Raw genomic sequence first — 26,993 nt, forward strand, 5'->3', positions numbered from 1 at the left:
CGTGCTCGGCTCGTAGTAGCTGCAACCATCAGTTCTGGCTGTCGTCGAGATAGGCGAGGACGGCGAGAACGCGTCGGTTGGCTGTGCCGTCCTCCTGGATGCCTAGCTTGTCGAAGGTCGTGGTCGTGTACTTGCTGATCGCGCTCTCGCTGAGGAACAGGCGATTTGCGATGGCAGCGTTGGACAGCCCCTCCGCCATGAGCGCGAGAACGGACCGTTCCCGCTCGGTGAGCTGTGCGAGCCGCGGGACAGTCGCGGGGCGGGCGAGCAGCTTCGTCACGACTGCGGGATCGAGCGCCGTGCCACCGCCGGCGACACGCTCCAGTGCGTTGAGGAACTGGTCGGCGTCGAACACGCTGTCCTTCAGCAGGTACCCGACACCGCCTGCGTGGTCGGCAAGGAGCTCGCGGGCGTAGAGCTGCTCGACGTGCTGGGAGAGGATGAGCACCGGGAGACCCTGGATCTGCTTGCGCGCGTCGAGTGCAGCGGTGAGACCCTCATCGGTGTTCGTCGGTGGCATCCGGACGTCAACAACCGTGATGTCGGGCCGCTGCGTGAGCATGGCGTCCAGCGTTTCGGGGCCCGTTGTGGCCGTTGCCACGACTTCATGACCGTACGCTTCCAGAAGCCGGACGATGCCGTCGCGAAGTAGGTAGAGGTCTTCGGCTACGACGATACGCATGGCACCACCATTCTCGCCTGTGTCGGGCCTCCCGCCGGGCTGACCACGGCGAGAGCGCCGCCGAATGCGGCAAGGCGCCTGCCGATGCCATCGAGCCCGCCGCCCGGAACAACTTCGGCACCGCCAAGGCCGTCATCCTCGACATCCACTTCGACGGCAGTGCCACGATCACGAATGCGCACGCGCACGTGCGCCGACGGAGCGTGCTTCGCCGCATTGGCCAGCAGCTCGGCAACGGCGAAATACACAGCGGCCTCGACAGGGATCTCCAGCCGTATGCGATCGGGAGCGTCGACGCGGACATCGACCGGGCTGTCGAGGGCGAGCGCCCGGATCGCCTCGACCACGCCCCGTTCGACGAGCACCGGCGGGCTGACACCGCGCACGAGATCGCGTAGCTCGGCCAAGGAGCTTGTTGTGCCCTTCCGGGCTTCACGCAGCAGCGCTTTGGCGCGCACCGGGTCGTCGTCCATCAGCTTCTCCGCGGTCGCGAGAGACAACCCCACCGCAACAAGGCGAGCCTGCGCACCGTCATGCAGGTCGCGCTCGATGCGGCGGATCTCCGCGGCCTGCGCCATGGTCAGATCAGCGCGCTGCAATTCCAGCTCCCGCACGCGTTCGGCAGCCACGGCACCTTCCGGCAGCCGTAGCCATCGTTGACCGAGCGGGATGATGACCCGCCAGGCATAAGGTGAGCTGGTCACGGCTACCACCACGAGCAGCACTCCGACCACGACGGTGGCCGGTACCGGATACGCGAACGCGACCACGGCGCCGGTCAACGCCGCCGCTGGCACCGCGCACACCGGCCCTACTGCGACGGCCGCAAGCACCACCCACCGCACATCACGCCAGTACGCCGGATCGCCGATCCGTCGTCGCCATTGCTGATCAAGCTCCGCGTCGCGGCGACTGCGCTCATAGGAGTGGCCGTTCCACCAGTATCCGGTCGACAGCCGCACGGGCTCCGGCGCAGTCTCGCGGCGTCGGTAGCCATCCTCGATCACGATGCCACACCACCGGCGAAGGATGCGGCGGAACAGCGTGCCGATCCGCCGCGCGAACACCGATGTGAGCGGGACGAAGAACAGGAGCACCCCCACCCCCGACCAGGGGTTGGTCCAGGACCACGCAGAACCCGACAACGCAGAGACAGCCGCGGGAACGATCGACACCGTCGGGAGGATCGCGGCGGCGGCGGCGAGCACCACCGCCCTGGCGAAACCTAGTCCCGCCGCCGCCAGCCACGAACCCACCCGTCCCATCCGCCGTTCTCCTTCCCAGCCGCAGCCGATTCCACCATGCACGTCACACTGCCCCGCGCGCCTCATGCTTTCCTGGGAATGCAGCCTTCACGACGCGTCGGCGGATAAGGACGGCAATGGCGACCAGTGGCACGGCCGACACGGCCTGCATCCCGACGTACCATACAGGGCAGACACCCGGGATCAAGTCCACCACGACGACTGCTATCGGCAAGATCGTGCTCACGATGCGCAGGCGCTCGACGCTCTTCGGTGCCCCCCGCGATCCGCGTACGGCCCACTGGTAGAACAGCACAGCAGTAAGAAGCAAAACGCCGGCGCGAACCCACATGAACGTATTCACGAAGCCGCCCGCCAGCGCGATCGTGGCCACCGTCGCCAAGACGACAGCACTGATAACACCAAAGATCACGATACACTTCTTCACCGTGTCGAAGACGTCCACTACACGCGCATCGCTCGACGGCACCCAGGCGGCGGAGTCGCTGTCCCTGGGCACTTTCTGGTTACTCGAGTTCGGCATGGCCGAGACACTACGAAGGCCACGAGCCGTGCGCGAGAGGTCTAGACACCCAACGCGGTGGGGCTAGACCCACCTCGCGTATTCTTCACGCGCTCCCAGCCCTCTGGGAGGTCGATGGGAAGCCAACGGCTGCAATCGAACGCAGGGGGTGTCATTGGCGGACGGACGCGAGCAGTCCGACCGACGGAAGCATGCCAGCCGCGATGCGGCGTTCCTCGGCTTCGCGGATGGCGTTGAGGGCGTCAGGGGCACGAGTGGCTGGCTCAACCCAGACACCGCCCCGTCCGTCGACCAGGCGCCACAGGATGCTGGTAGCCACCGTGGTCACATTGGAGCCGACGCGGCTCAGGGCGGCGAGCATGGCAGAACCTTGGTGGAGGGAATTGTGGCGATCAACCCAGGCATCGCGCAGGTCACCGGAAGGGAAGTCAGCGTCGAGCAGGCCAGCAGCAACCAGCAGCGCGCGGTTGTCGAAGAGGAAGTGCGCAGCGGCGTGGTCCACTCGCTCCCAGGCGAACTCTTCGATTATGACCTGCCCATTCGGGGCTAGCAACGTGGCGGCGTGGGCCAGAATGTCATCCAGGCTCTCGGCGTGGTGCAGGGAGCGCGTGAACAATACGACGTCGTACTCGTCGCCCGAGACGTCACGGACGTCGGACTGGATGACGGACACTCCGCGCTTCTCGGCCGCGGCCGTCATCTCGGCGTTGCGATCCACGCCGGTGACCGTGTAGCCCAGGTCTGCCAGGGCGGCGGCCAAGGCACCAGTGCCGCACCCTGCCTCAAGAATACGGGCTGGGGGAGGGGGCAGTAGTGGCTTGAGGTGGGCAAGCGTATGGGGGACTGCAATGGTGGTCAGCTCCATTTGGGCGACGCTACTCGCGCTGGTCGAGCCGTTGATCGCGAGGCGGGTGAAGGGATTACTGACCACGGCAACATGTAAGGTCGGAAGAGCACCCCGCCTTCCCACCTATGCCCGCGCCACTGTGCTCGGCCTGGCCATCCGGGAGACAGCCGCCCGGCGAGGGCATGTGGTGGTTGTTCTGTCTGTCGCGCCACGTCGTCTTCGGCGTCAATGCCGGGGTCTCGTTACCGGGCGCGCGGCACGGGGACCGGCCGGAGGCCGCACGCCCCGGGTGCCGCGTGGTCAATGATCAAGCAGCACGCCGCGGAACCCGTAGGCACGGTCAAGAATACAGGCGCCGGGCGAAGCCATAGGTTCGTCATTGAGGAGACGTGATACGCACTTATCATCGAAAGGGGGTCCATCCGATACTGAAGTGACATCAGCTGCGCTGACAACCGCGCCTTCAGCGTTGACCTCGACAGTGTCACCGAATAGATCGTCGAAGACATCGTCATCGATCACTGTGACGTCGGGTCCGGAATCACCCATGACGCGCAGCTTACAGGCCGTCTCAAGACAGAGCTTGGACGTTGATACGGCTAACACCTACCGTCGCAACACGACAGACCGTATTAATACGGTTGGTTTGACGAGTGGAGATGACCAGGTGATCAGCCACGAAGACATCGGGATGATGCCCAACGCCGGGCCGCGCTTGCGGCCTGGATCGCCGAAACGCTCGCGACCGTCGTACTGACGATCGGAGCTGGCCGCCCCGAGGCCGCCCTGTTGCGGCGCGCCCTCTACTCCTGGTCGTTCAACACGCGGTCCCGGCAGAACGGGCAGCCACCGAGCGAGCTCGCTCGGACAGTTCGCTGGCTGGAGAGCAACACGCGACCTGTGATCGATCTGGCGCGCCCTGAGGTGCTCCGTGCCGTGCTCGCGGCTCTCGGTCGCCGACTCGACGGCCAGTTGGCCGCCGCCAGTACAAGCCACCGGAAACGCGCCGTGCTGCACAACGCCCTGGAGTACGCAGTGGAACGCCAACTCCTTTCAGCCAACCCGCTCACCGCCGTGCGCGTCAGGGCTCGCCGTGCGGTCGAGGAGGTCGACCGGCGCGTGGTCGTCAACCCGGAGCAGGCCGGCCGGCTGCTCGCCGCAGTGGGCAGGCAGGGCGAGTCAGGCAAGCGGCTCGCTGCGTTCTTCGGGCTGATGTACTACGCCGCTCTGCGACCCGGTGAGGCCGCGCAACTCCCGACATCGGCCCTGCACATCCCCGCCGAGGGTTGGGGACAGCTATTTCTCCCCGGCTCAGCTCCGACGACCGGGGCGGCATGGAGCGACAGCGGGCGACGTCGTGACGAGCGCGGGTTGAAGCACCGCCCGAGAGGCAATCCGCCTCGTCCCCTCCCCTCCGCCGCTGACAGCCCTCCTAAGGGCCCATCTGGACGAGTTCGGGGCGAATCGCAAGGGACGCCTGTTCGGATCGATGCGCGCCGATGACGGCGATCTCTCCGACAGCGTCTACGGGCGCGTGTGGGCGAGCGCCCGCACCGAGGCACTGACATCGGAGGAGGCAGCCTCACCGCTCGCGCGACGGCCGTACGACCTGCGCCACGCGGCCGTCTCGACATGGCTCAACGCCGGCGTACCGCCGACGCAGGTTGCGGAGTGGGCCGGCCACAGCGTGGCCGTCCTGCTGCGGGTCTACGCGAAGTGCATCGCCGGTCAGGAGGACGCCGCCCGGCAGCGCGTCGCCCTGGCTCTCGGCCTGCCACCACGCGACGGCTCGACCTGACCACGCATTTGCCGCAACCCCCCGGGGACGGCCGGCCGACGCCGGACACCACCGGACACAGCAGAACGGCCCCTGTCCTGCGTTTCCGCAGTTCAGGGGCCGTTCCGCCTGGGTGTGGCAGGTGAAGGATTCGAACCTTCGTAGGCTAAGCCGACGGATTTACAGTCCGCTCCCTTTGGCCACTCGGGCAACCTGCCAGTGCGCCGTGGCGCGGGTATGAGGATACGACAGCGATGAACCGGGTCCAGCAGCGGCCCGGTCACCAAGGAGGCACGTGATGGCTGACCCGTCGTTCGACGTGGTGAGCAAGGTCGACCGGCAGGAGGTCGACAACGCCCTCAACCAGGCGGCGAAGGAGCTCTCGCAGCGCTTCGACTTCCGCGGGACGGGGACCTCGATCGCCTGGGCCGGTGAGGAGGCTCTGACGATCGAGTCGGAGACCGAGGAGCGGGCCATGGCGGCCGTCGAGGTCTTCAAGGAGAAGCTGATCAAGCGGAACATCTCGCTGAAGGCGTTCGAGGCCGGGGAGCCCGCCGTCTCCGGGAAGGTCTACAAGGTCAACGGCAAGATCCTGCAGGGCATCGAGTCGGACAAGGCCAAGGAGATCAGCAAGGCCATCCGGGACGAGAAGCTGAAGGGCGTGCAGGCCCAGATCCAGGGCGACCAGCTGCGCGTGTCGGGCAAGAAGAAGGACGACCTGCAGGCCGTCATCGCGCTGCTCAAGGGCAAAGACTTCGGGATCGCCCTGCAGTTCACCAACTACCGGTAGGGCGACGATGAGCGTGACCGTCGGTGTGGCTGCCCCTGGCGAGCCGCACCGACGTCACGTCACGTTCAGAGAGTGATCAATACGGTGCCTGCGGTGACGATGATCGCCGCCACGATGCGCGAGAGGCCGAAGCGCTCCTTCAGCACCACGGTCCCGATGATCGCTCCGAAGACGATGCTGCTCTCCCGGAGCGCGGCGACGGCGGCGGTCGCGCCGCTGGTCTGGGCGTAGAGCACGAGCCCGTAGGCGAGGAGGGAGACGAGACCGCCGGCGAGGCCGCGCGTCATCGTCGAACGGCTGGTCCCGGTCAGGAGGCCGCGGCCCCGGGCCATGAGCGCGATGACGGGAACCACCGGGCCCTGGAGCAGGAACATCCAGGCTGCGTAGACCGGCACGGCCGCCGTCGCCACCGCCTGGGCGTCGACGACGGTGTAGGCGGCGATGCATGCCCCCGTCGCCACCGCCGCGCCCAACGCGGGAAGCTGCGCCCGGGAGAAGCGACCCCCCTCGAGCGCGAGGCTGATGAGCCCGGCCGACATGACGAGGACACCGACCAGCTGCCACAGCGGCAGGGTCCGGCCGAGCACCGCGACCTCGATCACCACGACGAGCCAGGGGGCCGTCCCACGCGCCACCGGGTAGACCTGGCTGAACTCGCCCAGCTGGAAACTGGTGAGCAGCAGCAGGTTGTAGGCGACGTGCAAGGCCGCCGACGCCAGGATGAGCGGCCAGACCGACGCAGGTGGCAGGCCGAGCCCGACGGCGACAGCCCCGCCGACAAGCGTGTAGGCGACCCCGATGAGACCGAAGCCGACCAGCCGGTCCGGCACTGCGTGAGCCATCGCGTTCCACGTCGCGTGGAGCAGCGCGGCGAACAAGGTGATCGCGACGAACGCGCCACCGACTCCGGCGGACGGGTCGGTCGACGAGGCGAGGGCAGCGGTCAGAGGGGCAGTCACCACGGTGGCTCCTGGAGTCGATCCCACAAGAAAGTGGGCAGGTCGAACACGGAGCCCTCGGGGCTTTTATCCCGTCAGGTGTCGACCAGACGTCCAGGCGGACAGCCTCGCCGTGGCGCCGCTCGGTCCAGGCCTGGGCCGCCCTGATTGTCGGATGGGAGGCGGGCGGTCAGCGGAACCCTAGGCGCAACCACATGCTGTTTCGGACCGTAACACGGCAGCTAGGCCGGGATCAGCGCCGCGACCGCAGCCGGAGACTCCACGTGGGCGTTGTGGCCGAGCCCGGGCAGGTCGACGGAGTTCGGGGCGAGCGCCAGCAGGTCGGCGGAGCTGACCATCAGGTCGTGCTCCCCCCGTGCCAGCACGACCGGGACGGGGGCCGCGGCGAGCAGGGCGGCGACACCCGGTTCGCCGACGCCGAAGGCGCGGGGGTCGAGGGTGGGGCGCCAGCGGCCGCCCTCCTCGACGACGCCCGCGGCCGCCGCCGGCTGGTCCGGCCCGACCAGGCCGTCGAGTCCGGCGACGCGCAGGTGGCGGGCTACGGCCTCGGCGCGGGTGTCGAAGCGCACGGGCTCCCGGGCGGCGACCTTCGCGGCGCGGGCGAGCTCGTCGTCGGTCCAGGCGACCTTGATGCCGAGTCCGACCACCGCACGGAGGCCGGGGCGGCTCGCGAGGTGGAGCGCGACGACCCCGCCGAACGAGTGCCCGACGACCACCGTGCCTGCGGGGTCGACCAGGTCGGCCACCGCCGCGGCCACCGCGGGGAACGTGTAGTGCGGCAGCGGATCCGACCCGCCGTGCCCGGGCAGGTCGGGCGCCACCCAGGCACGGTCGCCGAGAGCGTCCACGACCCCGTCCCACACCTCCGAGGTGGCGCCGAGCCCGTGCAGCAACAACACGACGGGGGCGCTGCCGCCGCCCCGGCGCACGCGGAGACCGGTCACGGCGCCAGCATCCCGCATCCGATCACTGCTCGGTGCACATCCAGTGGCCACCGTGCACACCGCAGGACGTGTGTGCGGTGGCCATCAGGTGTGCGCGGTGGGGTCAGGCGCTGACCGGGGCCCGCGACTGCAGGCAGGCCTGGGCGTAGGCCGCCGGGGTGAGGCCGACCGCCGTGGTGAAGTCGCGGATGAAGTGGGACTGGTCGAAGTAGCCCAGCTCGGCGGCGACCTCCGCCCACGGCCGGTGCTGCTCCCTGGCGAGCGCCGCCGCGGCCTCGTGCAGCCGGTAGCGGCGGAGCACCCACTTCGGGCTGACCCCGACGTAGCGCTGGAACAGCCGCTGCAGCGTGCGCGGGCTGATGCCGAACCGCTGGGTGACGTCGTCGACGCGGCTGATCGTGCGGTCGTGCAGCAGAGCCACGACGATCCGGCCGACCAGCTCCACCTGCGGGTCGTGCGGGGGCCTGCGCTCCCGCAGGAAGGCCTCGACCAGCCGGACGAGGTCGTCGACGCCGGGCGCTGCCGTCATCCGCGTGGCCAGTCGGTCTGCGGCGGGGCCCCACAGCTGCCCGGCCGGCAGCACCGCGTCGGTGATGTGGGAGACGGGCGCACGCAGGAACGGCAGGAAGGCTCCCGGCCGGAACTTCACGCCGAACACCCGGCCCGACTCGCGGTAGCCGTAGGTGAACCGGTCGCGGCCCACCCCCGAGACCGCCAGCCGCCCCCCGTCGAGCACGAGGTTGACGCACGGGTGCGGCAGCAGCGTGACCGACGCATCTTGCCCCGGCGGCAGATCCCAGGACACCAGCCAGTGGCGCTCGACGAGCCCGGCCAGATCGGGTGTGGGTGGAAAACGCTCCAGGGAGAAGCCGACATCGCGCACCCCGAGCAGGCCGGACTCACTCGTGGTGGGCGCAGCAGGCTCCGTCACAGGCCCAGCATGCCCGCCACCCCCGACAACTCCGAGAGCCGCGGCCCGGCCGGGGGTTCTGGAAGGGCCTGCTGAGGGGGCATGCTCACCCGGGTGGACGTCCGCCAGATCTACGCCCGGTGCAGCGCGGAGTTCGGCGCGCAGGTGCACGCCGTCGACGGCCGCTGGGACGCACCGACGCCCCTTCCCGGCTGGACGGTGCGCGATCTGGTCCGCCATCTCGTCGAGGAGGAGCTGTGGGCGCCCCCGCTCTTCGCCGGCGCGACGATCGGGGAGGTCGGCTCCCGGTTCGAGAGCGACCTGCTCGGCGGCGACCCGGTGAGCGCCTTCGACGACGCGGCCGCGCGGGCGCTGTCCGCCGTCTTCTCCGAGGGGGCGATGGACCGCGTCGTGCACCTGTCCTTCGGCGACCACCCCGGCCGCGAGTACGCCATGCAGCTCGCCGCCGACCACCTCGTGCACGCCGTCGACCTGGCTCGCGCGCTGGGGGCCGACGAGACGATGGACGCCGAGGCCGTGGCGGCCGTGCGGGCCTGGTTCGGCTCGATGGAGTCGACGTACCGGGAGATCGGGGTGATCGGCGCGCGGGTCGAGGTCGCGGCCGGAGCCGGGGCGCAGGCTGAGCTGCTCGCGATGATGGGCCGGACGCCGTGAACGCGCTCGCGGCAGCGCGTCCCGGTTCAGGAAAGCCACTTTGCTGCCCGCAGAGGGCCGGAAAGTGGCTTTCCTGAACGTCGGCGGCCACTGCCGGGCGAGCGCTCAGGGGCGCCCGAGGCGCATCTGCTCCAGCCTGCGGATCCGCTCCTGCAGAGGCGGGTGGGTGGAGAACAGCCTGGTCATCTGCTCGCCCGTCCGGAACGGGCTGGCGATCATGAGGTGGGACTGGGACATCAGCTGCGGCTCAGGGGGCAGCGGCGCGAGCTGGGTGCCACGCTCCAGCTTGCGCAGCGCGGAGGCCAGCGCCAGCGGGTCGCCCGTGAGAGCGGCGCCGCTCGCGTCGGCCTGGAACTCCCGCGAACGGCTCACGGCCATCTGGACGAGCCCGGCCGCGACGGGCCCGAGGAGCGCGATCAGCAGCAGCGCCAGCGGGTTGGGCCGCTCCTCGTCGCCACCGCCGAACAGGCCGGCGAACATGGCGATGTTGGCCAGCAGGCTCACCATCGACGCGAGCGCCCCGGCCACCGAGGAGATGAGGATGTCGCGGTTGTAGACGTGGCTCAGCTCGTGGCCCAGCACCGCGCGCAGCTCCCGCTCGTCGAGCAGGGCCAGCAGCCCGGTGGTGGCACACACGGCGGCGTGCCGCGGGCTACGACCGGTGGCGAACGCGTTGGGCGCCGCGGTGGGCGAGATGTAGAGGCGGGGCATCGGCTGGCGGGCGGTGCGCGAGAGCTCGCGCACGATCCGGTACATGGCCGGGTGCTCCGCCTCGGTGATGGGCCGCGCGTGCATGGCGCGCAGCGCGAGCTTGTCGGAGTTGAAGAACGCATAGCCGTTCATCGCCAGTGCGACCACGAACGCGATGAACAGCCCGCCGCGGCCGAACAGCGACCCGACGAGCAGCACCAGCGCGCTCAGACCGCCCAGCAGCAGCGCTGTCTTCAACCCGTTCATCGACCTGTGCACTTCGGGTCCTTCCTGTCCCGATCCGTGAACGAACAACGACCGGGTCGTGTTCCGGAGGCCGGGTCGAGCCCGACGTGACGGGCGTGACGGCGCGCTCGGGCCGTCCCCGGAGCAAGATGCGCCCATGGCCACCGCAGTCCACAGCGAGATCACCAACCGGGTCGCCGTCCTCACCCTGTCGAACCCGGAACGGCGCAACGCGATGAACATCGAGCTGTCCGAGAAGCTCGCCGACGCGGTGCGGTCCGCCACGGCGGACGACGGTGTCGGCGCGATCGTCATCACAGGCGAGGACCCGGCGTTCTGTGCCGGCGGCGACCTGGGCGAACTCGCCAAGGCCGACCCGGCGACGCTGCATACCGTCTACGCCGGGTTCCTTGCCGTCGCCGAGTGCCCGCTGCCGACCCTCGCCGCCGTGAACGGCGCGGCCGTCGGTGCGGGGCTGAACCTCGCGCTGGCCTGCGACCTGCGCCTCGCCGGCCCCCGCGCGAAGTTCGACGCGCGGTTCCTGCCGCTGGGGCTGCACCCCGGCGGCGGCTACACCTGGATGGTGCAGCGCGTGCTCGGCCCGCAGGGAGCGGCGGCGCTCACCCTGTTCGGTGATGTATTCGACGCCGAGGAGGCCGCCCGGATCGGGCTGGTGCACCGGGCGGTGGACGACGTGGTGGCCGCTGCCGTCGAGCTGGCGGGCCGGGCCGCGGCTGCGCCCGCCGACCTGGTGCGCACCACGAAGGCCACGCTGCGCCTGACCGCGGGCATGGCGACGCAGGCCGAGGCCGTCGAGGTGGAGGTGCGCGCACAGGCCGCCTCGGTGCACTCCGACGAGTTCCAGCAACGGCTCGCCGCCCTCCAGACGAAGATCAGCAGGTCTAGCCGCGATCAAAAGGGGTAACAAGGACATACACCTGCACGAACCGTGAGGTGTGACGTCGAACGGGGTGCAAGGACACCCATACGTACCGGGAGTTAACCTCGCAAGGCACCCCGAGCAAGCCCCCTCGACCCGAGGACCGACCTCGAATGACTTCTGACACCGCCGTCGACCAGTCCTCAACACACTCCGGCGGCGGCAGGCCGGTGATTCAGCGCGACCGCGTCGTCATCCGCTTCGCAGGTGACTCCGGCGACGGCATGCAGCTCACCGGCGACCGTTTCACCTCGGAGACCGCCGCATTCGGCAACGACCTGTCGACCCTGCCGAACTTCCCGGCGGAGATCCGGGCCCCTGCCGGCACGCTGCCGGGCGTCTCGTCGTTCCAGCTGCACTTCGCGAACTACGACATCCTGACCCCCGGCGACCGGCCCGACGTCCTCGTCGCGATGAACCCCGCGGCGTTGAAGTCCAACGTCATCGACCTGCCCGCCGGTGGGGTGTTGATCGTCAACACCGACGAGTTCACCAAGCGGAACCTCACGAAGGTCGGCTACGAGACCAACCCCCTCGAGGACGGTTCCCTCGAGCGCTTCTCGGTGTTCCCCGTCGCGATGGCCACGCTCACCCGCGGAGCCCTCGAGGAGACCGGGCTGTCGAAGAAGGACGCGGAGCGCGCGAAGAACATGTTCGCGCTCGGCCTGCTGTCCTGGATGTACCACCGTCCGCACGAGGGCACCGAGCGGTTCCTGCGCGAGAAGTTCGCCCGGCGGCCCGATCTGGCCGAGGCCAACATCCTCGCGTTCCGGGCGGGCCACGCCTACGGCGAGACCACCGAGTCGTTCGCGGTGACCTACGAGGTGGCCCCGGCGAAGCTCGACGTTGGCACCTACCGGCAGATCACCGGCAACACCGCGCTCGCCTACGGGATCGTCGCAGCCGGCCGGCTCAGCGGGCTGTCCGTGTTCCTCGGCTCGTACCCGATCACGCCGGCGTCGGACATCCTCCACGAGCTGTCCAAGCACAAGTCGTTCAACGTCACCACCTTCCAGGCGGAGGACGAGATCTCGGGCGTCGGTTCGGCGCTCGGCGCGGCGTTCGGCGGCGCGCTGGGGGTCACCACCACGTCGGGTCCCGGGCTGGCGCTCAAGTCCGAGACCATCGGGCTGGCGGTGGCCCTGGAGCTCCCGATGCTGGTCGTCGACGTGCAGCGCGGCGGCCCGTCCACCGGTCTGCCCACCAAGACCGAGCAGGCCGACCTGCTGCAGGCCATGTTCGGACGCAACGGCGAGGCCCCGGTGCCGATCGTCGCGCCACGCTCACCGGCCGACTGCTTCGACGCCACGCTGGAGGCGGTTCGCATCGCCGTCACCTACCGCACGCCGGTGCTGCTGATGTCCGACGGTTCGCTGGCCAACGGCTCCGAACCGTGGAAGGTGCCCGACGCCACCACGCTCGAGTCCATCGACCCCAAGTTCGCCACCGAGCCGAACGCGCCCAACGGGTCCGACGAGTTCTGGCCCTACCTGCGCGACGACGACACGCTCGCCCGACCGTGGGCCATCCCGGGCACACCGGGGCTGGAACATCGCATCGGTGGCCTGGAGAAGGCCGACGGCCGCGGCTCGATCTCCTACGACCCGGACAACCACGACCGGATGGTCCGGCTGCGCGCCGCGAAGATCAGCGGCATCTCGGTGCCCGACCTCGAGGTGGACGACCCCACCGGCGACGCGGAGCTGCTGGTGCTGGGCTGGGGCTCCACCTACGGTCCGATCGGGGCAGGCGCCCGCCGGGTCCGCGGCATGGGCAAGAAGGTCGCCCAGGCCCACCTGCGCAACCTGAACCCGCTGCCCGCCAATCTGGGCGAGGTGCTCTCCCGGTACCGCACCGTGCTGGTGCCCGAGATGAACCTCGGCCAGCTGTCGGTGCTGCTGCGGGCGCGCTACCTGGTGGACGTCAAGAGCTACACCAAGGTCTCCGGCCTGCCCTTCAAGGCCGAAGAGCTGCAGGACCTGTTCCTCGACTACCTCAACCCGCACAGCATCGAGCCGATTCGCATCAATGGGGTGCACGCATGACCGCGATCGACCTCGGGCTCCCGCAGCTCGGCGGCCTCGACGGAGTTCCGACCACCGACGAGAAGCAGACGGCCAAGGACTTCACCTCCGACCAGGAGGTGCGCTGGTGCCCCGGCTGCGGTGACTACGCCGTGCTGGCCGCGGTCCGCCAGTTCCTCCCCACGCTGGGCATCAAGCGTGAGAACACGGTGTTCGTGTCCGGGATCGGATGCTCCTCGCGGTTCCCGTACTACCTCAACACCTACGGGATGCACTCGATCCACGGGCGCGCCCCCGCCATCGCGACCGGTCTCGCCGTCACTCGCCCCGACCTGTCGGTGTGGGTCGTCACCGGCGACGGCGACGCGCTGTCGATCGGCGGCAACCACCTGATCCACGCGCTGCGCCGCAACGTCAACCTCAAGATCCTGCTGTTCAACAACAGGATCTACGGCCTGACGAAGGGCCAGTACTCGCCCACCAGCGAAGAGGGCAAGGTCACCAAGTCCACCCCCATGGGGTCGGTCGACCACCCGTTCAACCCGATCTCGCTGGCCCTCGGCGCCGAGGCCACGTTCGTCGGCCGGGCGCTCGACTCCGACCGCAAGGGCCTCACCGAGGTGCTCGGCGCGGCCGCCGCGCACCGGGGCACCGCGCTGGTCGAGATCTTCCAGGACTGCCCGATCTTCAACGACGGCAGCTTCGACGTGCTCCGCAAGGGCGACGAGGCCACCGAGCGGCTCATCCCGGTGCGCCACGGCGAGCCGATCCGGTTCGGCCCGGAGGCCGAGGACGGACTGGGCAGCTACGCCGTCGTCCAGGACGGGTTCGGCCTGGGAGTCGCGAAGGTCGACGAGGTCGACGCCGACCGTGTGGTCGTCCACGACGCCACCGACCACAACCTGGCGTTCGCGCTGTCGCGGCTGTCCGACCAGAACCTCACCCACACCGTCACCGGCATCTTCCGCAACGCCGACCGCACCACCTACGACGACGCCGCCCGCGCTCAGGTGGACGAGGCCCGCCGCACCAGGACGGCCGACCTGCAGGCGCTGCTCAACGGCCGCGACACCTGGACCGTCGACGGCTGACGCTCCTCCCGTCCCGCCAGCAGCCACCGCCCCAGCCGGGCGGTGGCTGTTCGCTTTTCGCCCGAAGCCGCCGGCGCGATCAGGTACGCCTCCCATCGGGTGACTTCATGTCAACTCTGTGTAGATCACGGCGTGCCGCGAAGGCATTTTCTTCCGCACAATTGCCACGATCGGACGCGTAACTTAACTAAAAGTACTGCATTAATCCGATGGTGTTACCCGATTTGGTGGCGCTTGGATTACCCGATACATTCACCTCAGTCAGCGATGGCTCCCCGCCGAAGGCCGCTGACTCGGAGCGTCGGCATTGCATGTCGACACATCAATGAGGAGACGTCTGTGCTGAAGAAGCTTGGAATGGTGGCTGCTGTCGCCACCGCCGGCATGCTCGCCCTGAGTCCGTTGGCGTTCGCGGGTGACAAGGATGACCACGGCGACCGCTCGCACGACCGCAGCACCAGCAGGAGCAGCAGCGACACCTCGGTGGCCGTGGAGGACAACAGCGTCCAGCGCAACCAGGTCAACGTCTGTGAGTTCGACCAGGACTCGTCCGCCGTGGGTGGCCTGGCCGGCCCGATCCTGCCGCTGCCGACCCAGATCCAGATGCTGAACTGCGTCAACATCGGCGACGGTAGCTCCCTTGTCGCCCCGCTCGCACCGGGCGCGCCGCTGCCGCTGCTGGGCGGCTGAGCGATCAGCAACACCTAGCAGCACGAATACCAGAAAGGGCCCGGACCATTGGTCCGGGCCCTTTCTCGTGTGCCCCGCGTCCTCGATTGCATGGGCCGCTCCGACCCCAGCAGGCGGAGACCTTTGCGCAACACCCGGCGGGCCGGCAGTAGTCCCGAATCGCTCTGGCTGGACGCTTCGCCAACTCCCACTGGAGCCGGGCCTCGTCGGCCCTGTACGGGCTTGCCAGGACCCCACCCGGACCGATCCCGTTCAGCCTATGTGCGACGCCGACCGGCCTGATCCGCGCGCCTCCAGGAACGTCAGCCGGGCAAGCCGCGGCATTGGACACGAAGACCCCGGGTGCAACCCGGGGTCTTCGTCATCGGCGGGCACATCGATCAGGCGGATGCACACCGCGGAACCGCGGCCAGGACAGCTCGGGAACGCTCGAGCCATGACCGGAACGCAAAGGGGGAGGGCCCGGACCATGTGGTCCGGGCCCTCCCGTGGATCACCCTGCTACAGAATTATCAGGGGGCCACAGCGGCAGGCGGCACGGGAGCCGGCGTGGGCGCGGCGTCGTCGTCGTCCTCCGCCTCGGCACCGTCACCGAGGTTGACACAGTTGCCGTTCTGGTCCTGCGAGATCAGCGGCAGGATCGCGCCGACGAGACCGGGCGTCACAGTGGAGTCCTGGTCGAAGGAGCAGAGGTTGACCTGGTTCCGCTCGACGCTGTCATCCTCGAATGCGAACAGGGTCGACTGGCTACCCCGGTCGTCACGGTCACGGTCGTGGCCGCGGTCGTAGTCGTGCGCGAACGCCAGCGGGCTCAGCGCGAGCATGCCGGCGGTGGCGGCAGCCGCCATGATTCCAACCTTCTTCAGCACAGACGTCTCCTCATTGATGTGTCGACATGCAATGCCGACGCTCCGAGTCAGCAGCGTTGGCGGGGAGCCTCCGCTGACCGAGATGAATCTATCGCGCATTACAGGCGAATCCAAATCCCGTAACACCATCGGATTAAGAAAGTACTATCAGTTAAGTTACGCATCTGATGGTGCGTATTTCTCCCGGAGTTCCCGCAGCCTCGAGCACTTTTGATCGACGCAGCGTGAGCAACGGTCACGACGATCCCACCCGAACGAAGGACGTAACCGACACGGCTCCGAACTGGTCGCCGGCCGTCCTCGAGAGCCCGGAGAGGTTGCCGAGCCGGCCGGACAGCCGAATGGCCCCGAGTAGTCGAGCACGGGGCCGTCGTCATGGGCGTGAGCCGGGCAACTCGCCTGCAAACGCTCGGTGGAGCGCGCCGTCGAGCAGACGAGAAGGGCCCGGGCCAACGGCCCGGGCCCTTCCCCTCTTGCTCGTACTTGTCTCAGCCCACGGGGACGACGGGCGGCACCACGGGCGGCACCACGGGCGCCGGAATCACCTCAGGCTCGGGCGAGTACTCGGAGGCATCGCCGACATTGACACAGTTGTTGTTCTGGTCCTGGACGACCCCCGGGAGGATCGCGCCGACGACCGTGGACGGCAGGATGGTCGAATCCTGGTCGAACTCGCAGAGGTTGACCTGGTTCCGCTCGACGCTGTCGTTCTCGAACGCGAACGCGGTCACCTCGTTGCGGTCGCGGTCGCGGTCACCAGGGCCATCTCCGAAACCCTGCGCGAACGCCAGCGGGCTCAGGGCAAGCATCCCGGCGGTGGCAGCAGCTGCCACCATTCCAACCTTCTTCAGCACAGACGTCTCCTCATTGATGGTCGACATGCAATGCCGACGCTCCTTGTCAGCAGCTTGGGCGGGGAGCCTCCACTGACCGCGGTGAACGTATCCTGCATTCCACGCAAATTCAATTGCGGCACACCATCGGGTTAACAAAGTACTGTCGGTGAAGATACGTATCTGATCGGGCTGAATCTTTTCGGGCAGTTTCTGCCGGCCCGACGTCTCCGTTCCACGGAGAGTGGTGACGGCCCACCCGAAGGTGGCGTGACCATCGGAGGACGGCCATCCCAGGAAGCTCATGGAACCTGCCACCGCTGCTGCGGCCGCCTGCGGGGCGGGATGTCCAGGCACGAAGAAGGGTCCGGACCACGGGTCCGGACCCTTCCCCGCACCGAGAGCGGGAGGTCTGTCAGATCTCGGGCGGGATGATCGGCGGAATGATCGGCGGAATGATCGGCGGGATGACCGGCGGAACCACCGGCGGAACGACCGGCACGGCAGGAACGTCGTCGTCCGGCGGCGTGTACTCCGAGTTGTCGCCGACGTTGACGCAGTTGCCGTTCTGGTCCTGGGTGATCAGCGGCAGGACTGCGCCGACAGGACCGGGCGTCACCGTGGAGTCCTGGTCGAAGGAGCAGCGGTTGATCTGGTTCCGCTCGACACTGTTGTCCTCGAACCAGAACGTGGTCGACTGGTTGCCGCCGCGGTCGCGATCCCGGTCGCCACGGCCGCCGTCATAGCCCTGCGCGAATGCCAACGGACCCAGCGCGAGCATGCCGGCGGTGGCCGCAGCCGTGACGATTCCAACCTTCTTCAGCACAGACGTCTCCTCATCGTGTGTCGACAGCCCTAGCTCGGTCGAGGATCTTTCGCTGACCGATGGGAAAGCTACCCGCACACCGTGCGCATTCAATTCGCACCACACCATCGGATTACCAGGATCCGACCGATGCCCGCAGGTGACGTGGCCGTCGGGGCAAGCCGGGGCGACGAGCTCGCGCCGGCCCCGCACAACACGAAGGCCCCGGGTGCTGAGCCGGGGCCTTCGTCGTTTACACCAGGAGACGCAGTGTATATGTAACTCGACCTGCGGCCGGATGTACAGTGGAGTTCGGGCAACCATCCGATCGGGTGCATTCGTCGCTCTCCGCGTTCGACCAATCGGAGAGACTACTTTCACACAAACGCAGAAGAAGGGCCCGGACAATGGTCCGGGCCCTTCCCCTTGCTTACTGGCTATGAATCAGCCGGCGAGCACGACGGGCACCACGGGCACCACGGGCACGAGCGGCGGGATGACCTCGGCCGGCGCCTCGTACTCGGAGCCGTCGCCGACATTGACGCAGTTGTTGTTCTGGTCCTGCGAGATCAGCGGCAGGATCGGGCCGGCGAGCGCCGGAGTCACCGTGGAGTCCTGGTCGAAGGAGCAGAGGTTGACCTGGTTCCGCTCTTCGCTGCTGTCCTGGAAACCGAACGCGGTGGACTCGTTACCGCGGTCACGGTCCCGGTCGCCACGGCCTCCCTCGTAACCCTGCGCGAACGCCAGCGGGCTCAGCGCAAGCACGCCGGCAGTAGCGGCGGCCGCTACGATTCCAACCTTCTTCAGCACAGACGTCTCCTCATTGATGTGTCGACTTAGAACGTCGACGCTCCGAGTCAGCGCTTCAGGGGGAGCCCTCGCCGACTGGGGTGAATCTAGCGCGCATTCAGCAGGTAACCAAATCGCGCCACACTATCGGATTAACAAAGTACTTACAGTTAAGATATGCATCTGATGGTGGATACTTTTCCGAGGACTCTCGACGCTGCGGGCCACATTGTTCGACGGAGGGTGACCCATTCCATCACGATCCCACCCGAACGATGGCGTATCCATTCGCCGGCCGCGATGTTCCGCTGTCGGTGCCACGCCGTCGTGGTGGCACCACAGCAGCGAATCGGCCCTGCCGGCCGTGGGTCGCCTGTCCCGTCAGGATCGCCCGCTGCCGTCAGGCCGGGTGGAGTTGTCCCGCGGACCTGCCTGCACGGGGATCTGCAGCGGCCGTTCGGCGGGACCGCCACCGTGCGCCTGCATGTCGTCGGCCGGGCGCCGGGGTTCGGGAACCGTCTCGGTCAGGCCGTCGTCCCATGCGTCGTTCTGCGCAACCAGGTGTTCCTGGACAGGACGGTCCTCGGCAGGGCCGTCCTCCGACGAACTCTCCCCCGCCGGGCCGTTCTCCGGTCGGTCTCCACCCACCGGCACAGCCGCTGCCGGGGTGTCCGGGGCCTCCACGCCGGCCGCCGGGGCGACCCACCCGGTCGCCGCAGGTCCGGCCGGATCGGTCACCGGGGCGACGCCGAGCAGGTCGAGCGCCCCGACCGCCTCTGCCGCGGCGTCGGGCCGGGGCAGGGGCCGGACGGCGGTCCGGTCGCAGTCGAGCACCGCCAGCGCCGGGTCGGTGGCCAGGGAGGGTGATGACTGAGGCGCATCAGCCGATGCCGGTTCCTCGGTGTCCGCGGTCTGCGGTCCGGGCGCCCATTTCGCCATCCCGGTCGGCGCGGTCGTCCCGGCCCAGGCCGTGGGTGAGAGCCGCTGCTCCGGGCGCACGAACAGGGACTCCGGACGCCTGAGCACCAGCCACGTCACGCCGCTTCCGATGACGAGGCCCCCGACCACGTACAGGACCCAGACCTGACCGACTTGCCAGCCCACGACGTTCCCCCCGGAGACGACGATCTCGACGCGGTACGCCCTCCGAGCTCGGTACGCGCGACCTCCCACCCGAATGGTCGCCCGCAGTCCTCGCCAATGGCGCATTCCACTCGAACGATCGGACCACATGGGCACGTGCACGTGTGGGTGAAAGCTTCCTTGCGTCCGTCACGAACGGTTGATGCCACCGGCCCGGACGCGTGCAGCCACCGGATGTTGTGATGACGGGATGGCAGTCGCCCTCCCTGAGCTCGGTCGTCGCGGTGTGGCTCTCGGCGTCGGGGCGTACGCGACGTGGGGGCTGTTCCCGGCCTTCTGGCCGCTGCTCGACCCGGCCGCACCGATCGAGGTGCTCGCCCACCGGATCCTGTGGACGCTGGTCCTGATGGCCGTCGTGCTGTCGCTGCTGCACCGCTGGAGCGACCTGCGCTCGCTCGCGACCCGCCACTGGTGGACGGTGGCGGCCGCGGCCGTCTGCATCGCCGTGAACTGGGGGGTCTTCATCTACGGCGTGGCGATCGGCCATGTCGTGGAGATCGCGCTCGGCTACTACATGAGCCCTCTGGTCAGCGTGCTGCTGGGCGTTCTGGTGCTGCGTGAACGGCCACGCATGCTGCAGTGGGTGGCACTTGCCGTCGCCACCTCGGCCGTGGTGATCATCAGCGTCAGCAACGGCAGGCCGCCGTGGCTGGGGCTGGCGCTGGCCGTCTCCTTCGGCGTCTACGGGCTGCTGAAGAAGACGGTGCCGCTGAGCTCAACCGCCGGGCTCACCGCCGAGGGCCTGGTGCTGGGCCCCGCCGCCGCAGCGCTGATCGTGGTGCTGCAGCTCGGCGGCTCGGGCACGCTGGTCGACCACGGCGGGTGGCACATCGTGCTGCTGGTGGCCGCCGGCCCGGTGACCGCGGTGCCGCTGCTGCTCTACGGCGCCGCCGCACGCCGGATCCCGCTCACCACGCTCGGCACGCTGATGTACCTGACACCGACGCTGCAGTTCCTCTGGGGAGTGCTCGTGGTCGGCGAGTCGATGCCCGCCGTGCGCTGGCTGGGCTTCGGCCTGGTGTGGGTGGCGCTGGCGATCCTCACCGTCGACCTGGTGCGTGCCACCCGCGCTGCTGCGCCCGAACCCCGCGTCCAGATCGCCGGGCGCACCTGAGGTCAGCCGGTGCGGTCCACCACGTACTCGGTGAGTGACGCGAGCGCCTGCGTGGCGGCGCTGTCCGGCAGCTTCCCGAGCTCGGCACGGGCACCTGCGGCTTCGCCCGCGAGCATCGTGCGGGCGCGGTCGAGCCCCGGACCGGCACGCAGCAGCCCGAGCGCCTCGTTCACCTCCGCGTCGTCGGTGAGCGGTTCGGCCAACAGCACCCGGAGCCGGTCGGCGTCGCGGCCGGTGTCCTGCAGCGCGTAGAGCATCGGCAGCGTGAGCACGCCCTCGCGGAGGTCGGTGCCGGGTGTCTTGCCGGAGCTGTCCGATGCCGAGGCGATGTCGATGATGTCGTCGGAGATCTGGAAGGCCATGCCGATCGTGGCGCCGAACCGGTGCAGCGCCTCCACGTGCTCCGGCGGGCAGCCGGAGAACATGGCGCCGTAGCGGCCTGCGGTGGCGATCAGCGACCCCGTCTTCTCCGCGATCACCTGGAGGTAGTGCTGCACGGGATCCTCGCCGGGGCGCGGGCCACGGGTCTCCCGCATCTGGCCGGTCACCAGCTCGGCGAACGTCTCGGCGATGATGCGCACCGCGTCCGGCCCCAGGTCGGCCACGAGCCGGGAGGCGTGGGCGAACAGGAAGTCACCGGTCAGGATCGCCACGCTGTTGTCCCAGCGCGAGTTGGCGCTCTCCGCGCCCCGGCGCATCGTGGCGGAGTCCATGACGTCGTCGTGGTAGAGCGTCGCCAGATGGATCAGCTCGACGACCACCGCGGCGGTGATCACCTCGTCGGCGTCGGGACTCGGTCCGATCTGCGCGCCGAGCAGCGTGAACAGCGGGCGGAACCGCTTGCCACCCGCCTCGATGAGGTGCAGCGACGTCTCGGTGACGAACCCGTACTCGCTGCGCACCTCCCGGTGCAGCAGATCCTCGACCCTGTCCAGGCCCGCGGCGGTGGCCGCGGCGAGCTCGGTGTCCCCGAGCTCGACGCCCGCTATCGCGTTGGTACTCACGCACGCTCCTCGGTGACGCTGTTCGGCCGCAATCGCGTCACTGCTTGCCGTTCCGGTGTGAGCCCGCGAGCTCGTTGACGTCCCTACCCTACGAAGCCGCCGCCGCCTGCCCAGCCCAAGGCCAGGGTCGGAACGATTCCGAGCAGGAGAGTGACGATCACCCCGAGCGTGATGGCCGCGGTGGTGAACGCTCCCGGGACCGTGACGGTGGGGCCGTCGGCGGCGGGCTCGCTGAAGTACATCAGCACGATCACGCGGACGTAGAAGAACGCCGCCACGGCGCTCGCCACCAGAGCGATGACCACGAGCGGGGCCATCCCGTCGCCGAGCCCGGCCGAGAAGACCGCGAACTTCGCCGTGAAACCGCTGGTGAGCGGGATCCCGGCGAGAGCGAGCAGGAGGAACGTCATGACCCCGGCGACGATCGGGGACCGTTTGGCGAGCCCGGCCCACTGGGACAGGTGGGTGGCCTCGCCGTCGGCGTTGCGGACCAGGCTGATCACGCCGAACACGGCGAGCGTGGTGAACCCGTAGGCCAGCAGGTAGAACAGCGTGCCCGAGACGCCCTGCTCGGTGATCGAGATGGCCCCGATCAGGAGGAAGCCGGCGTGGGCCACCGAGGAGTAGGCGATCATCCGCTTGATGTCGGTCTGCGTGAGACCGATCACGGCGCCGATCACCATCGACAGGATGGCGATCGCCCAGAGCACTCCCCGCCACTCCCAACGGGTGTCCCCGAAGGCCACGTGCAGCACCCGCAGGATGGCGCCGAATGCGGCGACCTTCGTGCAGGCCGCCATGAACGCCGTGACCGGCGTCGGCGCGCCCTGGTAGACGTCGGGCGTCCAGGTGTGGAACGGCCCGACCGAGCCCTTGAACATCAGGCCGACGACGAGCAGGGCGAGACCGCCGAGCAGCAGCGCGTCGGACCGCGCCGTGCCCACGGCGGCGGTGGCGATGTCGGTGAGGCGCACCGAGCCGGCGTAGCCGTAGATCAGCGCGAGGCCGTACAGGAAGAAGGCGGAGGCGAACGCGCCCAGCAGGAAGTACTTGACGGCCGCCTCCTGCGACATCAGCCGCCTGCGCCGGGCGAGGCCGCACATGATGTAGAGCGGGAGCGAGAGCACCTCGAGCGCGACGAACATCGTCAGCAGGTCGTTGGCGGCGCAGAACGCCATCATCCCGGCGAGGGCGAACAGCGTGAACGGGAAGACCTCGGTCTGCATGGTGGGCGCCAGACCGGGGGTGCCGTAGGAACGGTCCTCCGGAGGAGGCGCGATCCCCTCGGCGCCGGCCCCGCCGCCGACCACGGCACGCGACGCGGCGGAGGCGATGAGCGCCCCGCCGGGCTCCACCGACCGGTCGGCGATGAGCAGGATGCTGCCCAGGCCGAGCGCGAGCAGCGTGCCCCACAGGAACAGCGTGGGACCGTCCACCGCCAGCGAGTCGGCCAGCGTGGTGATGCCGGCGGGACCGTTGCCTGCGTAGAGGCCGAGCGCGAGTCCGGCCGCGCCGATCGCGACGACCGACAGCGTCACCTGGGCGGGCCACCGCTGGTGGCGGGGCAGGAACGCCTCCACCAGCACGGCGATGCACGCCGCCGCGAGCACGATGAGCAACGGCGCGAGCGCGGCGTAGTCGATGGGCGGCGCCATCAGGGGCGCCACCTGGGCCTGGCTGGTCACCGGGACAGTCCTCCCACCGGGTCGGAGAGACCCACTTCGTTCATGGTGGCCACCACGGACGGGTTGATGACGTCGAGCACCGGACCCGGGAAGAACCCGAGCACGATGATCAGCACGATCAGCGGCGTCAGCACCGCGATCTCGCGCTTCGACAGGTCCGGGAACCCGGATCCGTCACGCTTCGCGGCGACGCCGGGGTCGAGCATGGTGCCGGGCCCGCCCCGCTCCAGCGCACCGAGCACCGCGGCGCCACGCACCGGGCCCTGCATGGTGCGCTGGTACATCCACAGCACGTAGAGCGCCGCGAGGACGATGCCGACGGTGGCCAGGATCGTGTACACCGGCTCGCGCGGGTAGGAGCCGACGAGCACCAGGAACTCGCTGACGAACGAGTTGGTGCCGGGCATGGCCAGCGACGAGAGCCCGGCGACGAGGAACGCGCCGGCCAGCAGCGGGGCCGGCTTGCTGACGCCCCCGTAGTCGGTGACCAGCCGCGACCCGCCGCGCGCGATGAGCAGGCCGACCACGATGAACAGCATCCCCGTGGACAGGCCGTGGTTGACCATGTACAGCGCGGACCCCGCGAAGGCCTGCGTGGAGAAGGCGAAGATCCCGAGCGCGATGAACCCGAAGTGCGCGATCGAGGTGTAGGCCACGAACCGCTTCATGTCCGTCTGCCCGACGGCCAGCAGCGCGCCGTACAGGATCCCGATGACGGCGAGGATGAGCACCAGCGGCGCGAGCCGCTGGGACGCGAGGGGGAACAACGGGAGGCAGTACCGCAGGAAGCCGAACGTGCCGACCTTGTCCAGCACGCCGACCAGCAGCACACCCGCACCGACCGGTGCCTCGGCACCGGCGTCGGGCAGCCAGGTGTGGAACGGCACCAGCGGGGCCTTGATCGCGAACGCGACGAAGAAGCCCAGGAACAGCCAGATCTGCGTGGACTCCGGCAGGCTCGCCGCCATCCGCTGCAGGTCGGTCCAGGTGAAGGTGCCCTGGCCGAACTGCTCGCCGCTCGCGACGAAGAGGCCGATCACCGAGGCGAGCATGATCAGCCCACCGAGCAGCGAGTACAGGAAGAACTTGACCGCCGCGTACTGCCTGCGCGGCCCGCCGAAGCGCCCGATCATGAAGTACATCGGGATCAGCATGGCCTCGAAGAACACGTAGAACAGGAACACGTCGGTGGCGGCGAACACCCCGACCAGCAGGCCCTGGGTCGCCAGCAGCAGTCCGAAGTAGCCCGACCTCGTGCGGCCCTCCGGCAGCTTCTCCTCCCAGGAGAACGCCATCACGATCGGCACCAGCACGGCGATCAGCGCGAGCATCACCAGCGCGATCCCGTCGATGCCGAGCGCGAACCGCGTGCCGAAGGCGGGGATCCACGGCACCGAGAGCTCGAGCTGGAACCGGGTGCCGCTCGCGGCGTCGGCCACCGAGTAGGAGAGCCAGGTGACCGCGGTGAGCACGAGTTCCACCAGCGCGAACCCGAGCGCGACGAGCCTGGCCAGTCGCTGGTTCTCCTTCATCGGCGCCACCACGAGGGCACCGACGAGCGGGAGGAGCAGCAGGACGAGGAGCAACACGCTTCCCCCTGAGGTCACGGAACCGTCATTCATGCGAACCGCACCGCCAGGAGCGCCGCCACGACGAGCACCGAACCGGCGAGCATCGAGAGCGCGTAGGAGCGAACGAACCCGGTCTGGAGCCGCCGCAGGCGGCCCGAACTGCCGCCCAACAGCGCGGCCGTGCCGTTGACCAGGCCGTCGACCCCGCGGTTGTCGACGTAGACCAGCGCGCGGGAGAGCCAGGTGCCGGGCCGCGCGATGAGAGTCTCGTTGATGGCGTTGGCGTACAGGTCGCGGCGTGCCGCCTGCACGGGGAGCGACACCGGCTCGGGCCGCTCGACGGGCGTGGGGCGCCTGCCGACCAGCAGGTAGGCGGCCAGCACGCCCAGCGCGGCGAGCACGAGGGTGAGGATGGTGACCTCGGTGTGCGACAGCGCGGCGTGCGCAGGCTCCGCCTGCTCACCGACCGACGGGGCCAGCCAGGTGGCCAGCACGTGGTTGTTGGTGAGCAGGAAGCCCGCGAAGACCGAGCCGATCGCGAGCACGATCATCGGCCCCGTCATCACCGCAGGCGACTCGTGCGGGTGGTACTCCTCGCCCTCGGCCGTGCGGAGATCCTTCCAGCGCTTCTCACCGAAGAAGGTCATGAGCATCAGGCGGGTCATGTAGAAGGCGGTGAGGCCGGCCGCGAGCGCGGCGGCGAGCCCGAAGACCCACCCCTGCCAGCCGGGTGCCGTGAAGGCGGCAACGATGATCTCGTCCTTCGTGAAGTACCCGGACAGGCCGGGGAAGCCGATCAGCGCGAGGTAGCCGAGGCCGAACGTCACGAACGTGATCGGCATGTACCGGGCCAGGCCACCGAACCTGCGCATGTCGACCTCGTCGTGCATCGCGTGCATGACCGACCCGGCGCCGAGGAAGAGCCCTGCCTTGAAGAAGCCGTGGGCGAGCAGGTGGGCGATGCCGAGCGCGTAGCCCACCGGTCCCAGACCGACCGCGAGGATCATGTAGCCGATCTGGCTGACCGTGGAGTACGCGAGCACCTTCTTGATGTCGTCGTACGCGCACCCGATGATCGCCCCGATCAGGAGGGTGATCACCCCGACCAGCATGACGATCAGCCTGCCGGTCTCCGTGAGGTTGTAGATCGGGCTCGTCCGCGCGATCAGGAAGACCCCCGCGGTGACCATCGTCGCCGCGTGGATCAGCGCCGACACCGGGGTGGGGCCCTCCATCGCGTCCGGAAGCCAGGACTGCAGCGGGAACTGGCCGGACTTGCCGCAGGCGCCGAGCAGCAGCAACAGCGTGATCGCGACGAGCGCCGGCGTCGAGACCTGGCCGATCCGTTCGAACACGGCGTCGTACTGGAGAGTGCCCAGCTGCGACCACAGCACGAAGATCGCGATCGCCAGCCCGACGTCACCGACGCGGTTCATCAGGAAGGCCTTCTTGGCGGCGGTAGCCGCGGACGGGCGGTCCTGGTAGAAGCCGATCAGCAGGTACGACGCCAGACCGACGCCCTCCCAGCCGAGGTAGAGCATCACGAAGTTGTTGCCGAGGACGAGCAGCAACATCGCCGCGATGAACAGGTTGAGCTGTGCGAAGAACCGCCGACGTCCTGGGTCGTGGCTCATGTAGCCGACCGAGTAGATGTGGATCAGCGCACCGACACCCGTGATGAGCAGCACGAACGTCAGCGACAGCGGGTCGATCCGCAGGCCGTAGTGGACGTTGAGACCTGCGACCGCGACCCAGTCGTAGAGCGACAGTTCCCGCGTCCGCTGGGCGGGGTCGAGCTGGAGGGTCTCGAGGAAGATCAGCAGACCCACCACGAACGACGCGACCACGGTGAGCACGCCGAGCCAGTGGCCCCACGCGTTCGCCCGCCTGCCTGCGACGAAGAGCACGAGTGCCCCGAGCGCCGGGAGTGCGAACAGCAGCCAGGCCAGGGAGGCCATGCCGGTGGCTGCCTCGACCGAGGGCAGCTCGGTGGCCTGGGCGAACACCGCGTTCATCGCGGGCTCCGACCGGTGGCCGCGCCGGTCACGGCACGGACATCACTGGTGGGCCTCGACCGACGTTCGCGCCGGGCCCGCGACAGACGGGGCGTGGTGTGCACGGGGAGCA

Annotated in this window: 27 protein-coding genes and 1 tRNA gene; 9 read left to right on the forward strand and 19 right to left on the reverse strand. The window is 69.0% G+C overall.

Annotated features, from left to right (window positions below; translation table 11 throughout):
• Positions 1-28: 28 nt before the first annotated feature.
• The 5 genes from ACQPZA_RS33440 to ACQPZA_RS33460 form a co-directional block, all read right to left on the reverse strand.
• Positions 29-682, reverse strand: a complete 654-nt coding sequence (locus ACQPZA_RS33440) for a response regulator transcription factor (protein ID WP_433276123.1) — start codon at positions 680-682, stop codon at positions 29-31.
• Entirely contained in the window at positions 667-1,947 is a 1,281-nt protein-coding gene (locus tag ACQPZA_RS33445; RefSeq protein ID WP_433276125.1) for a sensor histidine kinase, read from the reverse strand. Before ACQPZA_RS33445 ends, ACQPZA_RS33440 begins: the two co-directional genes overlap by 16 nt.
• Before the next feature lie 43 nt (positions 1,948-1,990).
• Complete coding sequence (locus ACQPZA_RS33450) at positions 1,991-2,470, reverse strand: hypothetical protein (protein ID WP_433276127.1); 480 nt, start codon at positions 2,468-2,470, stop codon at positions 1,991-1,993.
• A 151-nt stretch (positions 2,471-2,621) separates the two neighbouring features.
• Positions 2,622-3,335: a class I SAM-dependent methyltransferase gene (locus ACQPZA_RS33455; protein WP_433276128.1), complete on the reverse strand. Its 714-nt coding sequence runs from the start codon at positions 3,333-3,335 to the stop codon at positions 2,622-2,624.
• A 282-nt stretch (positions 3,336-3,617) separates the two neighbouring features.
• A complete protein-coding gene (locus ACQPZA_RS33460; RefSeq protein WP_433276130.1) occupies positions 3,618-3,866 on the reverse strand; it encodes a hypothetical protein in 249 nt (82 codons plus the stop codon).
• Positions 3,867-4,217: 351 nt separating this feature from the next.
• Here ACQPZA_RS33460 and ACQPZA_RS33465 point away from each other — a divergent pair, with 351 nt between their 5' ends.
• Complete coding sequence (locus ACQPZA_RS33465) at positions 4,218-4,820, forward strand: hypothetical protein (RefSeq protein ID WP_433276132.1); 603 nt, start codon at positions 4,218-4,220, stop codon at positions 4,818-4,820.
• Complete coding sequence (locus tag ACQPZA_RS33470; protein WP_433276134.1) at positions 4,807-5,115, forward strand: hypothetical protein; 309 nt, start codon at positions 4,807-4,809, stop codon at positions 5,113-5,115. The genes ACQPZA_RS33465 and ACQPZA_RS33470 overlap by 14 nt, the downstream gene beginning before the upstream one ends.
• A gap of 115 nt (positions 5,116-5,230) precedes the next feature.
• Here ACQPZA_RS33470 and ACQPZA_RS33475 read toward each other — a convergent pair.
• A tRNA-Tyr gene (locus ACQPZA_RS33475) sits at positions 5,231-5,312 on the reverse strand.
• 80 nt (positions 5,313-5,392) lie between these two features.
• Between ACQPZA_RS33475 and ACQPZA_RS33480 the strand changes: the two genes are divergently transcribed.
• The gene (locus ACQPZA_RS33480) at positions 5,393-5,884 is read left to right on the forward strand and encodes a YajQ family cyclic di-GMP-binding protein (RefSeq protein WP_433276136.1); all 492 of its coding nucleotides are present in this window, start codon (positions 5,393-5,395) and stop codon (positions 5,882-5,884) included.
• 65 nt (positions 5,885-5,949) lie between these two features.
• On the opposite strand, the gene ACQPZA_RS33485 is transcribed toward ACQPZA_RS33480, so the two are convergent.
• From ACQPZA_RS33485 to ACQPZA_RS33495, 3 genes are all read right to left on the reverse strand, one after another.
• Positions 5,950-6,846 carry an EamA family transporter gene (locus ACQPZA_RS33485; RefSeq protein ID WP_433276138.1) on the reverse strand — a complete coding sequence of 299 codons (897 nt, stop codon included), beginning with the start codon at positions 6,844-6,846 and terminating at the stop codon, positions 5,950-5,952.
• Between the two features lie 218 nt (positions 6,847-7,064).
• A complete protein-coding gene (locus ACQPZA_RS33490; RefSeq protein ID WP_433276140.1) occupies positions 7,065-7,787 on the reverse strand; it encodes an alpha/beta fold hydrolase in 723 nt (240 codons plus the stop codon).
• A gap of 103 nt (positions 7,788-7,890) precedes the next feature.
• Positions 7,891-8,718 carry an AraC family transcriptional regulator gene (locus tag ACQPZA_RS33495; RefSeq protein ID WP_433276142.1) on the reverse strand — a complete coding sequence of 276 codons (828 nt, stop codon included), beginning with the start codon at positions 8,716-8,718 and terminating at the stop codon, positions 7,891-7,893.
• A gap of 81 nt (positions 8,719-8,799) precedes the next feature.
• On the opposite strand from ACQPZA_RS33495, the gene ACQPZA_RS33500 reads away from it, so the two are divergent.
• Complete coding sequence (locus ACQPZA_RS33500) at positions 8,800-9,372, forward strand: TIGR03086 family metal-binding protein (RefSeq protein WP_433276144.1); 573 nt, start codon at positions 8,800-8,802, stop codon at positions 9,370-9,372.
• A gap of 105 nt (positions 9,373-9,477) precedes the next feature.
• On the opposite strand, the gene htpX is transcribed toward ACQPZA_RS33500, so the two are convergent.
• Positions 9,478-10,341, reverse strand: a complete 864-nt coding sequence (gene htpX, locus ACQPZA_RS33505; RefSeq protein WP_433276146.1) for a zinc metalloprotease HtpX — start codon at positions 10,339-10,341, stop codon at positions 9,478-9,480.
• Positions 10,342-10,465: 124 nt separating this feature from the next.
• Here htpX and ACQPZA_RS33510 point away from each other — a divergent pair, with 124 nt between their 5' ends.
• The 4 genes from ACQPZA_RS33510 to ACQPZA_RS33525 all read left to right on the forward strand — a co-directional run bounded on the left by ACQPZA_RS33510 (position 10,466) and on the right by ACQPZA_RS33525 (position 15,053).
• Positions 10,466-11,233: an enoyl-CoA hydratase gene (locus tag ACQPZA_RS33510; RefSeq protein ID WP_433276147.1), complete on the forward strand. Its 768-nt coding sequence runs from the start codon at positions 10,466-10,468 to the stop codon at positions 11,231-11,233.
• Between the two features lie 128 nt (positions 11,234-11,361).
• Positions 11,362-13,293, forward strand: coding sequence for a 2-oxoacid:acceptor oxidoreductase subunit alpha (locus ACQPZA_RS33515; protein ID WP_433276149.1), 1,932 nt, complete (start codon positions 11,362-11,364; stop codon positions 13,291-13,293).
• On the forward strand, positions 13,290-14,363 hold the full coding sequence (locus tag ACQPZA_RS33520; protein WP_433276151.1) for a 2-oxoacid:ferredoxin oxidoreductase subunit beta: 1,074 nt from the start codon (positions 13,290-13,292) through the stop codon (positions 14,361-14,363). The genes ACQPZA_RS33515 and ACQPZA_RS33520 overlap by 4 nt, the downstream gene beginning before the upstream one ends.
• A 339-nt stretch (positions 14,364-14,702) precedes the next feature.
• Positions 14,703-15,053: a hypothetical protein gene (locus tag ACQPZA_RS33525; protein ID WP_169394274.1), complete on the forward strand. Its 351-nt coding sequence runs from the start codon at positions 14,703-14,705 to the stop codon at positions 15,051-15,053.
• Between the two features lie 512 nt (positions 15,054-15,565).
• Here the strand turns inward: ACQPZA_RS33525 and ACQPZA_RS33530 are convergent.
• From ACQPZA_RS33530 to ACQPZA_RS33550, 5 genes are all read right to left on the reverse strand, one after another.
• Positions 15,566-15,922: a hypothetical protein gene (locus ACQPZA_RS33530; protein WP_433276153.1), complete on the reverse strand. Its 357-nt coding sequence runs from the start codon at positions 15,920-15,922 to the stop codon at positions 15,566-15,568.
• 488 nt (positions 15,923-16,410) lie between these two features.
• Entirely contained in the window at positions 16,411-17,061 is a 651-nt protein-coding gene (locus ACQPZA_RS33535; RefSeq protein ID WP_433276155.1) for a hypothetical protein, read from the reverse strand.
• A 109-nt stretch (positions 17,062-17,170) separates the two neighbouring features.
• A complete protein-coding gene (locus ACQPZA_RS33540) occupies positions 17,171-17,689 on the reverse strand; it encodes a hypothetical protein (protein WP_433276157.1) in 519 nt (172 codons plus the stop codon).
• Between the two features lie 315 nt (positions 17,690-18,004).
• The gene (locus ACQPZA_RS33545) at positions 18,005-18,370 is read right to left on the reverse strand and encodes a hypothetical protein (protein WP_433276158.1); all 366 of its coding nucleotides are present in this window, start codon (positions 18,368-18,370) and stop codon (positions 18,005-18,007) included.
• A gap of 360 nt (positions 18,371-18,730) precedes the next feature.
• The gene (locus tag ACQPZA_RS33550) at positions 18,731-19,453 is read right to left on the reverse strand and encodes a hypothetical protein (protein ID WP_433276160.1); all 723 of its coding nucleotides are present in this window, start codon (positions 19,451-19,453) and stop codon (positions 18,731-18,733) included.
• 229 nt (positions 19,454-19,682) lie between these two features.
• On the opposite strand from ACQPZA_RS33550, the gene rarD reads away from it, so the two are divergent.
• Positions 19,683-20,606, forward strand: coding sequence for an EamA family transporter RarD (rarD, locus tag ACQPZA_RS33555; protein WP_433276162.1), 924 nt, complete (start codon positions 19,683-19,685; stop codon positions 20,604-20,606).
• 2 nt (positions 20,607-20,608) lie between these two features.
• On the opposite strand, the gene ACQPZA_RS33560 is transcribed toward rarD, so the two are convergent.
• The 4 genes from ACQPZA_RS33560 to nuoL all read right to left on the reverse strand — a co-directional run bounded on the left by ACQPZA_RS33560 (position 20,609) and on the right by nuoL (position 26,824).
• The gene (locus ACQPZA_RS33560; protein ID WP_433276164.1) at positions 20,609-21,610 is read right to left on the reverse strand and encodes a polyprenyl synthetase family protein; all 1,002 of its coding nucleotides are present in this window, start codon (positions 21,608-21,610) and stop codon (positions 20,609-20,611) included.
• 83 nt (positions 21,611-21,693) lie between these two features.
• Positions 21,694-23,265, reverse strand: a complete 1,572-nt coding sequence (gene nuoN, locus ACQPZA_RS33565; RefSeq protein ID WP_211173757.1) for an NADH-quinone oxidoreductase subunit NuoN — start codon at positions 23,263-23,265, stop codon at positions 21,694-21,696.
• Between the two features lie 26 nt (positions 23,266-23,291).
• On the reverse strand, positions 23,292-24,917 hold the full coding sequence (locus ACQPZA_RS33570; RefSeq protein WP_433276166.1) for an NADH-quinone oxidoreductase subunit M: 1,626 nt from the start codon (positions 24,915-24,917) through the stop codon (positions 23,292-23,294).
• Positions 24,914-26,824 (reverse strand): NADH-quinone oxidoreductase subunit L, encoded by a 1,911-nt coding sequence (nuoL, locus tag ACQPZA_RS33575; RefSeq protein ID WP_169394359.1) that lies wholly within the window; start codon positions 26,822-26,824, stop codon positions 24,914-24,916. The genes ACQPZA_RS33570 and nuoL overlap by 4 nt, the downstream gene beginning before the upstream one ends.
• Between the last annotated feature and the right edge of the window lie 169 nt (positions 26,825-26,993).

Origin of the sequence: Pseudonocardia xinjiangensis, from assembly GCF_050948425.1 — a bacterium.
GTDB classification, from domain to species: domain Bacteria; phylum Actinomycetota; class Actinomycetes; order Mycobacteriales; family Pseudonocardiaceae; genus Pseudonocardia; species Pseudonocardia xinjiangensis.

Bases quoted from the DNA above. Each gene is read 5' to 3' on its own strand.
- ACQPZA_RS33510 (WP_433276147.1), top strand. From the start codon at position 10,466: ATGGCCACCGCAGTCCACAGCGAGATCACCAACCGGGTCGCCGTCCTC.
- ACQPZA_RS33570 (WP_433276166.1), bottom strand. From the start codon at position 24,917: ATGAATGACGGTTCCGTGACCTCAGGGGGAAGCGTGTTGCTCCTCGTC.
- rarD (WP_433276162.1), top strand. From the start codon at position 19,683: ATGGCAGTCGCCCTCCCTGAGCTCGGTCGTCGCGGTGTGGCTCTCGGC.
- ACQPZA_RS33500 (WP_433276144.1), top strand. From the start codon at position 8,800: ATGCTCACCCGGGTGGACGTCCGCCAGATCTACGCCCGGTGCAGCGCG.
- ACQPZA_RS33460 (WP_433276130.1), bottom strand. From the start codon at position 3,866: ATGGGTGATTCCGGACCCGACGTCACAGTGATCGATGACGATGTCTTC.
- ACQPZA_RS33450 (WP_433276127.1), bottom strand. From the start codon at position 2,470: ATGCCGAACTCGAGTAACCAGAAAGTGCCCAGGGACAGCGACTCCGCC.
- ACQPZA_RS33470 (WP_433276134.1), top strand. From the start codon at position 4,807: ATGCGCGCCGATGACGGCGATCTCTCCGACAGCGTCTACGGGCGCGTG.
- ACQPZA_RS33540 (WP_433276157.1), bottom strand. From the start codon at position 17,689: ATGGTGTGGTGCGAATTGAATGCGCACGGTGTGCGGGTAGCTTTCCCA.
- nuoN (WP_211173757.1), bottom strand. From the start codon at position 23,265: ATGGCGCCGCCCATCGACTACGCCGCGCTCGCGCCGTTGCTCATCGTG.
- ACQPZA_RS33515 (WP_433276149.1), top strand. From the start codon at position 11,362: ATGACTTCTGACACCGCCGTCGACCAGTCCTCAACACACTCCGGCGGC.
- ACQPZA_RS33520 (WP_433276151.1), top strand. From the start codon at position 13,290: ATGACCGCGATCGACCTCGGGCTCCCGCAGCTCGGCGGCCTCGACGGA.
- ACQPZA_RS33440 (WP_433276123.1), bottom strand. From the start codon at position 682: ATGCGTATCGTCGTAGCCGAAGACCTCTACCTACTTCGCGACGGCATC.
- nuoL (WP_169394359.1), bottom strand. From the start codon at position 26,824: ATGGCCTCCCTGGCCTGGCTGCTGTTCGCACTCCCGGCGCTCGGGGCA.
- ACQPZA_RS33445 (WP_433276125.1), bottom strand. From the start codon at position 1,947: ATGGGACGGGTGGGTTCGTGGCTGGCGGCGGCGGGACTAGGTTTCGCC.
- ACQPZA_RS33480 (WP_433276136.1), top strand. From the start codon at position 5,393: ATGGCTGACCCGTCGTTCGACGTGGTGAGCAAGGTCGACCGGCAGGAG.
- ACQPZA_RS33455 (WP_433276128.1), bottom strand. From the start codon at position 3,335: ATGGAGCTGACCACCATTGCAGTCCCCCATACGCTTGCCCACCTCAAG.
- ACQPZA_RS33535 (WP_433276155.1), bottom strand. From the start codon at position 17,061: ATGAGCTTCCTGGGATGGCCGTCCTCCGATGGTCACGCCACCTTCGGG.